The organism is Streptomyces jumonjinensis (assembly GCF_009600885.1).
Taxonomy (GTDB): domain Bacteria; phylum Actinomycetota; class Actinomycetes; order Streptomycetales; family Streptomycetaceae; genus Streptomyces; species Streptomyces jumonjinensis.
Genome location: NZ_VCLA01000066.1, coordinates 16,006 through 28,707 on the forward strand (window position 1 = coordinate 16,006; position 12,702 = coordinate 28,707).

At 72.4% G+C, this 12,702-nt stretch carries 12 protein-coding genes; 7 read left to right on the top strand and 5 right to left on the bottom strand.

Annotation, left to right across the window (positions count from 1 at the left end; all coding sequences use genetic code 11):
- Window positions 1-20: 20 nt before the first annotated feature.
- Window positions 21-1,439, bottom strand: coding sequence for a HEAT repeat domain-containing protein (locus FF041_RS08140; protein ID WP_153521672.1), 1,419 nt, complete (start codon window positions 1,437-1,439; stop codon window positions 21-23).
- A gap of 424 nt (window positions 1,440-1,863) precedes the next feature.
- On the bottom strand, window positions 1,864-2,256 hold the full coding sequence (locus tag FF041_RS08145) for an ankyrin repeat domain-containing protein (protein WP_153482903.1): 393 nt from the start codon (window positions 2,254-2,256) through the stop codon (window positions 1,864-1,866).
- A gap of 341 nt (window positions 2,257-2,597) precedes the next feature.
- Between FF041_RS08145 and FF041_RS08150 the strand changes: the two genes are divergently transcribed.
- Together FF041_RS08150 and FF041_RS08155 are read left to right on the top strand one after the other, a co-directional pair.
- A complete protein-coding gene (locus FF041_RS08150; RefSeq protein ID WP_153482916.1) occupies window positions 2,598-2,792 on the top strand; it encodes a hypothetical protein in 195 nt (64 codons plus the stop codon).
- 153 nt (window positions 2,793-2,945) lie between these two features.
- Complete coding sequence (locus FF041_RS08155) at window positions 2,946-4,568, top strand: hypothetical protein (protein ID WP_323391440.1); 1,623 nt, start codon at window positions 2,946-2,948, stop codon at window positions 4,566-4,568.
- Window positions 4,569-4,725: 157 nt separating this feature from the next.
- On the opposite strand, the gene FF041_RS08160 is transcribed toward FF041_RS08155, so the two are convergent.
- Entirely contained in the window at window positions 4,726-6,225 is a 1,500-nt protein-coding gene (locus FF041_RS08160; RefSeq protein ID WP_153521673.1) for an SCO1417 family PLP biosynthesis transcription factor, read from the bottom strand.
- Window positions 6,226-6,325: 100 nt separating this feature from the next.
- Between FF041_RS08160 and yczE the strand changes: the two genes are divergently transcribed.
- From yczE to FF041_RS08185, 5 genes are all read left to right on the top strand, one after another.
- Window positions 6,326-7,117 carry a membrane protein YczE gene (yczE, locus tag FF041_RS08165; protein WP_323391441.1) on the top strand — a complete coding sequence of 264 codons (792 nt, stop codon included), beginning with the start codon at window positions 6,326-6,328 and terminating at the stop codon, window positions 7,115-7,117.
- Between the two features lie 70 nt (window positions 7,118-7,187).
- The gene (locus FF041_RS08170) at window positions 7,188-7,958 is read left to right on the top strand and encodes a glycerophosphodiester phosphodiesterase family protein (protein ID WP_407698121.1); all 771 of its coding nucleotides are present in this window, start codon (window positions 7,188-7,190) and stop codon (window positions 7,956-7,958) included.
- 336 nt (window positions 7,959-8,294) lie between these two features.
- Entirely contained in the window at window positions 8,295-8,576 is a 282-nt protein-coding gene (locus FF041_RS08175) for an MFS transporter (protein WP_323391456.1), read from the top strand.
- 260 nt (window positions 8,577-8,836) lie between these two features.
- Window positions 8,837-9,211, top strand: a complete 375-nt coding sequence (locus FF041_RS08180) for an RNA polymerase-binding protein RbpA (protein WP_003959706.1) — start codon at window positions 8,837-8,839, stop codon at window positions 9,209-9,211.
- A 324-nt stretch (window positions 9,212-9,535) separates the two neighbouring features.
- Window positions 9,536-10,516: an oxidoreductase gene (locus tag FF041_RS08185; protein WP_153521674.1), complete on the top strand. Its 981-nt coding sequence runs from the start codon at window positions 9,536-9,538 to the stop codon at window positions 10,514-10,516.
- 54 nt (window positions 10,517-10,570) lie between these two features.
- Here FF041_RS08185 and fxsA read toward each other — a convergent pair whose 3' ends face one another.
- Complete coding sequence (gene fxsA / locus FF041_RS08190; protein ID WP_153521675.1) at window positions 10,571-11,155, bottom strand: FxsA family membrane protein; 585 nt, start codon at window positions 11,153-11,155, stop codon at window positions 10,571-10,573.
- Window positions 11,156-11,413: 258 nt separating this feature from the next.
- Complete coding sequence (locus tag FF041_RS08195; protein WP_323371496.1) at window positions 11,414-12,199, bottom strand: polyprenol monophosphomannose synthase; 786 nt, start codon at window positions 12,197-12,199, stop codon at window positions 11,414-11,416.
- Window positions 12,200-12,702 lie beyond the last annotated feature (503 nt).

The following is a 12,702-nucleotide window of genomic DNA, read 5'->3' on the forward strand; positions in this document are numbered from 1 at the left end:
CCGACCCGGAACCCGGTGCCTCACCCCACCGACGCGTCCGGGCCCATTCTGCTCCGTACCGCCGTCTGGACCTCGGCCTCCTCGGCCGGGTCCGCCGCGAGCCTCCGCAGCCGTTCGGCGACGCGCACATCGCCCGTCTCGGCGTGCCGGGCGGCCACCTCGCGGGTGGTCTCCTCGCAGTCCCACAGACACTCGACGGCGAATCCCGTGGCGAAGGAGGCGTCGGTCGCCGCCAGCGCCTTGGCGGCCCGGCCGCGCAGCTGGGACGAGGCGGTCTCACGGTAGACATGGCGCAGCACGGGGGCCGCGCAGGTGATGCCGAGGCGTCCGGCGCCGTCCACCAGGGTCGACAGCAGCGGCGCGTCGGGCCCGTACGCCCGTACGGTCTCGCGCAGCGCGCCCAGGACGAGCGCGTCGTCGGCCGCCGTGCCCCGGCAGGCGAGTACGCCCGCCGCGGAGGCTCCGAGCGCGTCGGGCCGGTGGACCCAGCCCCGGGCGCGGTCGACGGCTTCCTCACCGCACATCCGCTCGAAGGCGGAGACAGCGGCCTCGGCGACGGTGCGCGAGCCGACGGATACCGCGGCCTCGATCAGATCGAGGACGACGGGGTCCCGTGACTCGGCGAGGTAGTGCAGGGCGGCGCAGCGCGCGCCGTCCGTTCCCTCGCGGGCCGCCGTGACGATCGCGGGCCGGTCGTCGGCCCCGGCGACGGCGGACAGACACCGGGCGGCGGGCACATGCAGCGGGGTGCCGCGCTCCAGTCCTTGATCGGCCCAGTCGAAGACGGCTTGGACGCTCCAGCCCGGCCGTGGGCCGGTGGGTCGCATCTGGCGCTGCCAGCGGTCGAAGGAGCCCGCTTCCTGGGCGGCGCGGACGCGGGGTCCGACCGACTCCCTGGGGTCGTCGGCCCACAGCCGCCAGGGCCGTGGCTCGAAGGCGTCCCGCACGGTGGCGGCCAGCTCGGCGTCGCCCTCCGGGGTCGCCGGGAATCTGGCGAGGACGGGGGCGGCGAGGGAGCGCAGCCCGGCGTCGTCGTCGCGCAGGGCCAGCTCGTCGAGCGCCCACGCCCAGTTGGCGCCGATCGCGGCATAGCCGCGCAGCAGCCGGAGGGCGTCCGCTCTGCCGTACGAGGCGAGATGGCCGAGTACCGCGAGCGCGAGACCGGTTCTGGCCTCGTCCGTGTCGAGGTGGTCGTCGGCATCGCGAAGATGCCGTTCGATCTCTTCGAGACCGCCGTGGAGATCCAGGTACAGGCGGGCGTAGTAGAGGGAGCGGTTCTCGACCTGCCAGTCGAGGCGGGGATCGTTCAGCACGCAGTGGTTGAGGGCGGCGAGGGCCTCGGCGCGCGGCGCTGCGAGCGCGTGCAGCGTGCCGTCGCCTCGGCCTCTCTGCAACAGGCCGAGCAGCGTGCCGCTCGGCGCTATGACTGGATCGAACATGGGGAAAGCCTCACATCAAGCTCTCGACGCAACCGGGGACTGGGGATGTCTAGGCCGCGCTGCAGCATGTGATGCCGCCCGTCGTCATCCGCGTCTTCCGCGCCATCCGCTTGCTGTAGACCATCTTCCTGCCTCTCGTCTGTGGCCCCAGGGGAACTCCCGGTGATGTCCGGGACAGGGCCGTACGTCATGATGACCCACCCATATCGCCACCGCGACCACATTTACGACGCCCCTGCCAGGGGCTCCTGGCCTGCTCGGGGGCCTCTGAGCGTGCTGTCGGCGCTGCCCGGCGGTCCCACCGGGCTGTCCGGCGGTCTCACCGCGCTGCCCGGCGGTCCCACCGGGCTACTCGGCGGTCCCACCAGGCTGCCCGGCGGTCCCACCGCGCTGCCCGGCGGTCCCACCGGGCTGCCCGGCGGTCTCACCGGCCGTCGAACAGCTCCAGAAGCTCCGTCTTCCCGAACATCCGGGCGGTATCCACGGCGGAGGGGGTTCCGGCCGCCGGATCGGCCCCGCCGGCCAGCAGCGCGCGTACGACGGCGACGTCGCCCTTGAAGACGGCGCCCGCGAGCGGCGTCTGGCCCCGGTCGTTGGCCCGGTCCGGGTCGGCGCCACGGGCGATGAGGGCCTCGACGGCGGAGGGGTGGCCGTGGTAGGCGGCGAGCATCACCAGGGTGTCGCCGCGGTCATTGGTGAGACCGGCGGGCACGCCCGCGTCGATATACGCGGCGAGCGCCTCGGTCTCTCCCTGGCGGGCCAGGTCGAAGACCTTGGTCGCGAGTTCGATCACTTCCGGATCCGGGGTCTCGCTCATCGGGGACCGCCTTTCGCTGTGTTGATCCGCACTGCGTTGACCTGCACTGCGCTGACCTGGGGTGCACGGCCGGGTGGTGAGCCGTGCGAGTGAACCGACAGATTACTGCCCGCGGGGCGGCTGCGGGCCTGCTCCGCGGCGGTGACAGGGCACTGTGCCGCGGCGGTGGTGGGGGCACTGTGCCGTGCGATCGCGCAGTGTGCCCCCTGAGAGGCCGGACTCCGTGCGCCGATGCAGTGAAATACCGAGATTTTCACTCGTTTGCACCTTTTATCGCATAGATACTTCCTGTGAGGTTGGAAGAACTCATGGTGACCGTCCCCATCACCCAGGAGAACCTCATGATCCTTTCCATTTCAGGCGTGGTGCTGCTCGCGATCATCGTCTTTCTGTTCTTCCGGAAGGGCGGGCTCAAGGCGTCCCACGCCGTCGCCTGCGCCCTCTTCGGATTCTTTCTCGCGGGCACCGCCATCGCCCCGAGCATCAAGGCGGGCAGCCAGAGCCTGGCCAGCCTGCTCGGCGGGATCAAATTCTGACCTTGTTCCTTGCGAACTCCACCGGGAACTCGCTCAGGAACTCCTGAAGACAGGAGCCCCTGAAGACAGGAACGCCTGAGGACAGGAACCCCTGACGATCGGGTATCCCGGCTCTGCCACCCGCCCCAGCCCCGCACCCCCCAGGAGACCGATGTGGCCCGGCGACCACTCCCCCGCATTCTGAGCAGCGCCACCGCGCAGGCCGTCCGGACCAGGGAGATCGCCCGGACGGCCGCCGACAGCGCCGCGGACGTCCTCCATCCGCTGATCACGGTCTCCCGGGGGCTGCGGGAGCTGGCCGGCATCGCCCGCCGGAAATGGGCCGAGACGCCCAAGGACAAGCGCGGCCCCACACTGCTCATGGCGGCGGGCGGGGTGATGGCGGTCGCGCTCATCCGGTTCGGGCCGGTGCTGGCCCTGATCTCGCTGATGGCCGCCGCCGCCTGGAAGGGGCGGGTGCGCCCGGTGGTGAAGACCGGCCCCGACGAATCCGAGATCGCCCGGCTCCAGGCGCTCTACGAAGCGCTGGTGCCCTACTTCTCGGCGCCCGAGGACCCCGACCCGCGCTACGCCCATGGCGGGGAGTGGGCCGGGGTCTTCGACGACTACGCCTTCGACGGGAACGGCCGGCTGACCGAGCTGCGCATCGCCTACCCGGCCTACTTCGCGGACGGCGAGGAGGAGTCGCGGGAGCGGATCGAGCAGCTGCTGCACGCCAAATCGGGCCGTGGCCGCGAGTACCGCTTCCGCTGGGACGAGGAGGGGAACCAGCTGCTGATGAACGTGCTCCCCGCGCTCTCCACCGCCATCGCGGCCCAGCGCTTCGTCACCGCGCCCGGCGAGACCGTGCTGGGCTTCACCGACGCGGACTCGGTGCAGCGCACGGTGCCGGTGACGGACGGCGGGGAGACCAGGGACGCGCCGCCGGTGATCTGGCGCACCGGACCGCGCTCCACCGAGCCGCATCTGCTGGCGGTGGGCCAGCCCGGCGGCGGTGCCACGACCCTGCTGCGCTCGATCGCGCTCCAGGCTCTCCAGCACGGAGACGTACTGATCGTGGAGGGCGGCGGAACCGGCGAGTACGCCTGTCTCACCGGGCGTACGGGAGTGCTCTCCGTCGAGTGCGGTCTCGCCGGGGCGCTCAGCAGCCTGGAGTGGGCGGCGCACGAGACCGAGCGGCGGCTGATCGCGGCGAACCGGGCGCGGCAGGCGGGCCGGCCGGCCCCCGCGGACACCCGGCGCCCGCTGTGGATCCTGGTGGACCGGCCGAGCGTCTTCGGGCATCTCGCCGCCGCGGACGGCCGCACCGACCCGCAGCAGCTGCTCCAGGTGCCGCTGCGGCACGGCCGGGAGGCGGCCGTGACCGTGGTGGTGACCGAGCAGTTCGACTGCGTGGACGCGCTCACGGAGACGGTACGGAGCCACACCCGCGCCCGGGTGGTGCTCGGGCCCGCCGGGTTCGAGCAGATCGAGAGCGTGCTGGGGACGGCCCCGCACACCACGCCGACGCCCGGCGTGCCGCCGGGGCGCGGCTACGCCAGGCTCGGCGCCGGACCGGTGCTCCGGCTCCAGGTCCCGGCGACCCCGGACCCGTACGACGACGCGACGGGCGAGGCGCACCGGCAGGCGGTGCTGGAGCTGCTGCCGGACCATCAGCCGACCGGGGTCCCGGGGGGCGGGCAGTCCTCCGGGCACGATCCGCTGCGCGGCGGGGATCAGGTCCCGGCCCAGGACCCGGCCCCCGCCCAGGTCGCCCCCGTACCGGCGGAGAGCTGACCGGCGGAGAGCCGACCGGCCGGCCCAAGGCCCCAGGCCCCAGGCCCAAAGCCCCAGGCCCGGGACCGGGACCGGGACCGGCCGGCCCAGGACCCCGGCCCCGGCCCCGGCCCCGGTGGCCACCGCCCCGATAGCCCCGGGCTGCCCCGCGATACGCCTAAGCCACGAAGGTGCGCGGAGCCTCCGCCCCCGTCGTCGCGCCCGTCTCCACCAGCCGGGCCGCCGCCGCCAGCCGGGCCGCGGCCTCGTCCGCGACCGGGCCGCCGACCGTGAACGGCAGCCGGACGAAGCCCTCGAAGGCCCCGTCCACCCCGAACCGCGGCCCGGACGGCACCCGTACGCCCACCCGTTCGCCGACCTCGGCCAGCCGCGAGCCGGAGAGCCCTCCGGTCCGCACCCAGAGGGTGAGGCCGCCGTTCGGCACGGAGAACTCCCATTCCGGCAGCTCCCGGCGGATCGCCGCGACCAGTGTGTCGCGGTTCTCCCGGGCCTGATCGCGCCGGAGCTCGACCGCCTGGGCCCAGCCGCCGGTCCGCATCAGCCAGTTGACGCCGAGCTGTTCCAGTACGGGGGTGCCGAGGTCCGCGTAGGCGCGGGCGGCCACCAGTGAGCGGATCACATCGGGGGAGGCGCGCACCCAGCCGATCCGCATCCCGGCCCAGAACGCCTTACTCGCGGAGCCCACGGTCAGCACCGTGGAGCCCGCCGGGTCGAAGGCGCAGACCGGCCGGGGCATATCGGGCAGCTCGTCCAGATGCAGCTCCGACATGGTCTCGTCCACGACCAGGACGGTGCCCGCCGAGCGGGCCGCGTCGACCAGCCGGCGGCGCTGGTCCTCGTCGGCCAGCGCCCCCGTCGGGTTGTGGAAGTCGGCGACGACGTAGGCGAGTCGCGGGGCCGCGTCCCTGAGCACCTGCCGCCAGCGGGGCAGATCCCAGCCGCCGAGCCCCTCCGCCATGGCCACCGGCACCAGCCGGGCCCCGGCCTCCCGCATCAGCTGGAGGATATTGGCGTACGAGGGGGACTCGACGGCGATCCGCTCGCCGCGCCCGGCGAAGAGATGACAGATGGCGTCCATCGCGCCCATCGCGCCGGTGGTGACCATGATCTGCTCGGGCATGGTGGGGATGCCGCGCTCGGTGTAGCGGTCGGCGAGCATCTGGCGGAGGGCGGGGATGCCCGCCGGGTAGTCGCCATGGGTGTGGGCGTACGGCGGCAGCTCCTCCAGCGCCCCCTGGATGCTCCGGGTCAGCCAGGGCTCGGGCGCGGGCAGTGCGGCGCAGCCCAGATCGATCATGGAGCCGACCGACTCCGGCGGCAGCGGCTCCAGACCGCGCGCGGGCAGCGGATTGCCCGCCGGCACGGCGGTCCAGCTGCCCGCTCCCCTGCGGGATTCGAGGAAGCCCTCGGTGCGCAGCGCCTCATAGGCGGCGGCGACGGTGGTGCGGCTGACGGAGAGCGCCAGGGCGAGTTCGCGCTCCGCGGGCAGCCGGGCGGCGACGGGGACCCGGCCTTCCAGCACCAGCAGCCGGACTCCGTCGGCGAGGGCCCGGTAGGCGGGGGGCTTACGGGCCCCGGCGACGGCGGGGCGGGACTGCTGGGCGGAGAGCTGACGGGCGAGCTGAGCCGCCCCCACCGCCGAGGTCCACTGCGTCATGGAAATCAGTCCACCCTTCTGGAATTGGCCATGGTTGGCTTCCGTTCCATAGCCACAGAGTGTCATGAGTCAAGGCATTGTCACTAGAGGGGCCACTGTCGTGTCCAATAGCTCGTCCCATGGGTCCACCCATCTCAGCCGCCGGCTGTTCCAGCTCTATCTGGGGCTCGCGCTCTACGGCGCGAGCTCCGCGCTGCTGGTGCGCGGCGGTCTCGGTCTCGAACCCTGGAATGTGCTGCATCAGGGGCTCGCCGAGCGGACCGGGCTGACGATCGGCGTGATGAGCATCATCGTCGGCGCGGTGGTGCTGCTGCTGTGGATACCCCTCCGGCAGCGGCCGGGGCTGGGCACGGTCTCCAATGTCTTCGTCATCGGTCTGGCGATGGACGGCACTCTGGCGCTCGTCCCGGAGGTGCACGGACCGGCCGCGCAGATCGCGATGACGGCCGCGGGCATCGTGATCAACGGTGCGGCGACCGGCCTCTACATCGCGGCGCGCTTCGGGCCCGGCCCGCGCGACGGTCTGATGACGGGGCTGCACCGGGTCACGGGCCGTTCGATTCGGGTGGTGCGTACGGGCATCGAGCTGACCGTGGTGGCCACGGGGTTCCTGCTCGGCGGTTCAGTGGGCATCGGCACGGTGGCGTACGCGCTGGCGATCGGCCCCCTGGCCCAGCTGTTTCTGCGGGTCTTCGCGGTCTCCGGCGCGAGCGTGACGGCGGCGGCCGGCGGCGGGACGGCGAGCGGCTCGACGGGCAGCACGACGGACGGAACAGCGAACGGCACGACGAGCGACACAACGGACAGCGCAGCGGACAGCACGACGGACGGCGACGGAGAGGCCGACGGCACGGCGGGACGGCGGACGGCGATGGAGCAGCCGACACCATGACGACCGGTGGAGCGGCCGGCGGCGGGGCGGCGGCCGTCTCCGACGCGCCGGAGCGCGCGATACTTCGGCGGTGACCCGGCTGCCCCGTCCCCACCCCTATCTCGGCCATCCCGTGCCGCTGGCGTTCGCCCACCGGGGCGGCGCGGCGGACGGACTGGAGAACACGGCCGCCGCCTTCCGGCGGGCGACCGCTCTCGGCTACCGCTACTTCGAGACCGATGTCCATACGACCGCCGACGGCAAGCTCGTCGCCTTCCATGACGCCACGCTGGACCGGGCCACGGACCGCGGCGGCCGGATCGCCCGGCTGCCGTGGAGCGAGGTGCGCCGGGCGCGGGTCGCGGGCCGGGAGCCGCTGCCGCTCTTCGAGGAGCTGCTGGAGGAGTTCCCCCGGGCGCACTGGAACGTGGACGTCAAGGCGGAGCCCGCGCTGCTTCCGCTGCTGGATCTGATCCGCCGCACGGACTCATGGGACCGGGTGTGCGTCGGCTCGTTCTCCGAGAGCCGGGTGGCACGGGCGGCGCGGCTGGCCGGCCCTCGGCTCGCCACCTCGTACGGGGTCCGGGGCGTGCTGGGGCTGCGGCTGCGTTCGCTGGGCATCCCGGCCGCCGTGCGCGCCGGGGCGGTCTGCGCCCAGGTGCCCGAGGTGCAGACCGGTGTCCGAGTGGTGGACCGCCGGTTCATCCGGACCGCCCACGCCAGGGGCCTCCAGGTGCATGTGTGGACGGTGAACGATCCGGAGCGGATGAGAACGCTGCTGGATCTGGGGGTGGACGGCATCATGACCGACCGTCTGGAGACGCTGCGCGCGGTACTGGCCGAGCGGGGTGCCGCTCCCTGACCCGCCCTGGGGCCGGCGCGGACGGGAGCAACCCGGCTGATATTCCTCCGATTTCGCCCGTTCCGTCCCCTCAAGCGACGCCCGCACCGCGTTTCCGGGCCGTATCCATATCCATATCCACATCCGACCCCGGCAGCCGAAGCGGCGGTGGACGGGGGCGGTCCCGCTCGTGACGGCGGGGGCGCCGACATAGGACGGCTGGCGCGAAAATATGGCGTGAAACGGATAGTTCTCGGTTCGCCCGCGGCGTGAACGCCGATCCTGGCCGCCGGATATCCGCTGACGGCGCCGTCATCGGCACGGTTTTACGCGCCGACCGCGGCGATTGGGCTGGTACTGGGCGGTAGCCATGAGTCGCCGAGGTCACTCTTCTCACATCCGTCGCCACGCGGAGAGAAGTCGGAGCACTTCTCGGCGCGGGAGACGAGCGACCGTGGACTGAGCCGGCCCGGACCGCTGTTCTTCGGCCTCGCGTACCAGCTGACCGGCGGATATCGCGATGCGCTCACCGCTCTCGCGCTCTTCTTCGGACGCGGATTCCCCCGGCCGGCGCGGGCCCCCCGGCCCGCGCGGCAGCCGCCGCGGGCCATCCCGCACCGGACCGAATTTAGACGGTGAAGTGAAAGGCCGGTAGTGTACGCGTTTGGCCTGCCAGGCGGACCGTTACTGCGCACAGGGGGGAAGTGGAATCAGTGGGTGACACTTTCCGTCAGATGTGACAAACCGGTCACTGGTGGGTACCCCAACCATGGGAAAGCAGCGGCACGACGGGCGACGCATGACCCGGAACGGGAATCTTTACGGCCGACCGGACGTTGACCGGATGACGACGACAGCGACACCTGTCCTGTGGGCGACAAGCCCGGGAGGCACGATTCATGAGTGAGCGAGCTCTCCGCGGCACGCGCCTCGTGGTTACCAGCTACGAGACGGACCGCGGCATCGATCTGGCCCCGCGCCAGGCGGTGGAGTACGCATGCCAGAACGGACATCGGTTTGAGATGCCGTTCTCGGTCGAGGCGGAGATTCCGCCGGAGTGGGAGTGCAAGGCGTGCGGCGCCCAGGCACTCCTGGTGGACGGGGACGGCCCCGAAGAGAAGAAGGGCAAGCCCGCGCGCACGCACTGGGACATGCTCATGGAGCGGCGTACCCGCGAGGAGCTGGAGGAGGTGCTGGCCGAGAGGCTGGCGGTCCTTCGCTCCGGAGCCATGAACATCGCCGTGCATCCGCGGGACAGCAGGAAGTCCGCGTAACCGGAACACGAGAGCAGTAGGCGAGACCAGAGCCGCGGGCCGTCTCACACCGAGCGTGTGAGACGGCCCGCGGCTCTGTCGCGCTCCGGGGCATGACCCCGGACGCCCGTCACGGCCATGCCCCGCCCGGGTCCGGACGCCTGCCCGTCACCATGCTCCGCCCGGACCCCGGACCCCGGGCCCCGGACGCCCGCCAGACCGTCCGTCATGGGCATGGCAAGAAATACCCACGAGATGACCTTCCAGCCGCTCGCTCGATCGCGGGCGCCGGTTCAGAGTGGTCAGCGTTCCCCGCCCCGCCCGCTCCCCGCCGGAAGGAACGCCATGCCCCGTGCTCCCCGTACCGCCTCCGGAACCGGCTCCGCTCCCCGCCTCCCCGACCAGACCGGCCGGGTGGCCGTGGTGACCGGGGCCAACAGCGGTATCGGCTATGTCACCGCCCGTGAACTGGCCCGGTCGGGCGCGCGGGTCGTCATGGCCTGCCGCAGCCCGGAGCGCGGCCGGGCCGCCTTGGAGCGGCTGCGCGCCGAGGTTCCCGGCGCGGCGGCGGAGACCGGGGAGCTCGACCTCGGCTCCCTGGACTCCATCCGGGCCTTCGCCGAGCGCGAGCTGCCCGCCCTGGGCCACGACCGGATCGATCTGCTGATCAACAACGCCGGAATAGCGATGGCCCCCTTGGAGCGGACCTCGGACGGGTTCGAATCCCACTTCGGCGTCAACCATCTCGGCGCCTTCGCCCTCACCGGCCTGCTGCTGCCCCGGCTGCTCGCGGGCGATGAGCCGCGCGTGGTCACCGTCAGCAGCGAGGGCCAGCGGTTCGGCACGGTCGATCTCGGCAATCTCAACGCCGAACGCGGCTACCGCCCCGGACGGGCCTATATGCAGTCGAAGCGGGCCAATATCTACTTCGCCGTGGAGTTCCAGCGCCGTCTGGACGCGTCCGGGCTGAAGCTGCGCAGCATGGTCGTCGCCCCCGGCAACACCCGCTCCAACATCATCACCGGACGCGCCCATGAACGGGGGCGGCTCTACGCGGGCTTCATCAAGCTGACGCTGCTGCTGCTCTTCAGCCCCACTCCGGAGGGGGCGAGGACCACGCTGTACGCGGCGACCAGGCCGGATCTGCCCGGCGGCAGCTATGTGGTGCCGGACGGGCTGCTGCAGAGGCACGGCAACCCGACGGTGCGCGGCAGCCGCCATGAGCTCCCGATGCGGGACACGGTCACGGCACGCGCTCTCTGGCAGATCTCGGAGCGGCTGACAGGAGTGGGGTACGGGCTGCCGCCGGGAGAGGAAGGCCGGTGACGGCGGCAGGGTGTGCGGCGGGGCGGGTCCGGCTCAGGGGGGCACGGGCCCGGCTCACGGGGTCAGCGGGGACCTCGGGCCGTCGTCCCCGGAGGAGCGCCCGGGGCCGCCGTCCTCGCGGATGACCTCGCCCTGGACGACCTTTCCGTCCGGCCGGTGGATACGGGCCTGCTGGAAGGCGTCTCCCAAGCTGCCGGGACCCGCGGCGCGCATCCGGCGCTCCAGCGAGCGCTCCGCGTACCGGCCCAGCAGGGAGCGGACGGGCGGGGCCAGCAGCAGCAGACCCGCCGCATCGGAGATCAGGCCCGGGATCATCAGCAGCAGTCCGCCGAGCATCAGAAAGCCGTTGCCGCTGCTCCCCGGCGGGGTGGTCTCGGCGGGGTGGCCGCCCTGCTGCCGCTGAAGCGTCTCGGTCAGCGTACGGAAGGCCCTGCGGCCCGCCCGTTTGATGACCGCGCCGCCCAACACGGCACCGCCCACCAACAGGGCGAAGACGGTCAGGCCCCCGGTCGCACCGGCGACCAGGGTCAGCAGCCAGACCTCCAGAACCAGCCATGCGGCGATGCCGAGCGGAACGAGGGTACGGGCGCGAGAGCGCTTGGGGCCGGGGGCGGTCGGGGGCATGGCGCCGGTCGTCATGCCTCCAGTGTGCCTGGCGGCCCGCCGGAGCGGTGTAAGGGGGCCGGGAAAGATCGTTTCCACCGGGACCGAAGCAGCGGAGCTGGAACCGAAGCCGGGCACGGGCACGGGCACGGGCATCGAGCCGGATACGGGCCCGCACGCACACCCACACGCACCGAGTACCGGCATGGAACCGGACCCGGCCCTCGCCCGGCCCCTCGGGAGCCGGGCAGGCCCCCCACTGGCCGGGCTGCGGACCTCAGGGAGCTGCGGGCCTCAGGGAGTCGAGCGACCGCGCATCCGGTTCGTACGGTCCGAGAGACCCCAGCCGGCCACCCGCCACAGCGCTTCGACGGCGATGTTCCGGTTCATCTTGGAGTCCCCGTGTTCGCGCTCGACGAACGTGATCGGCACCTCCACCACGTGATATCCCGCCGCGACGGCCCGGCGGGCCAGATCGACCTGGAAGCAGTACCCCTGGGAGGTGACCTTGTCGAGCCCGAGCCCCCGGAGGGTCCCGGCGCGGAAGGCCCGGTATCCCCCGGTGACGTCGCGGATGGAGAGCCCGAGCAGCATCCGGGAGTAGGTGCTGCCGCCCCGGGAGAGGAACTCCCGGCTCTTGGGCCAGTTGACCACCCTCCCGCCGGGCACCCAGCGGGAGCCGAGGACCAGATCGGCGCCCTTGAGCGCGGTCAGCAGCCGGGGCAGCTCCTCGGGCTGGTGGGAGCCGTCGGCGTCCATCTCGATCAGTACGTCGTAACCGTGCTCCAGACCCCAGGCGAAGCCCGCGAGATAGGCCGCGCCGAGCCCCTCCTTGCCCTTGCGGTGCAACACCCGCACCTGCTCGTCCTCACCGGAGAGCTCGTCGGCGATCTTTCCGGTGCCGTCGGGGCTGTTGTCGTCGGCGACGAGGATGTCCGCGCCGGGCACGGCGGCCCGCACCCGGGAGACGATCGCCCTGATGTTCTCGGCCTCGTTATAGGTCGGGATGATCACCAAGGATCTGCCGAGCGGCCCGTACCGCTTCCCCTGGGCGTCGCTGTCCCTAGCGGCGTCGTTCACTGCTGGCCCCTTATATGTCCGTGCACAGGGCCCCACCATAGCGATCGCCGGAGGCGCCCCCGCGACGGCAGAGGACCTGGGGTGTCGTGCGGAGCGCTGTGATCACGGGGAGCGACGACAGGGGTACGGACAGGGATCCGGCGTCCTTCGGGCCGACCTGGGGCCCGCTGGCTGCGGGTCGACCGAGAGCCGTTGTCTACTGAACGCCGGACCCCGTCCGGGTCTCACCTGCCGTCCGGCTGAAACCTTCCCTCGCCGCCGAGGCGCGGGCGCTGGACCTGGCTCCCAGTGGCGGTGCCCCGGTGCGGCGCACTGCCCCATGGCCCAGCTGCGTTCGACGACCGTGCGAAGGTCTGCCGGTCGGACGTCCTGTGGTGGACTCGGCCGAACCTACCCGCCCCTGGGCGCTCCGTGTCAACAGTCGTGCGATCTGCGCGGTTTGCCCAATTCAGCTGGAGCGGGGCCGAAGATCCGCAGGTCGCGGCCGACCCTGTACACCAGGG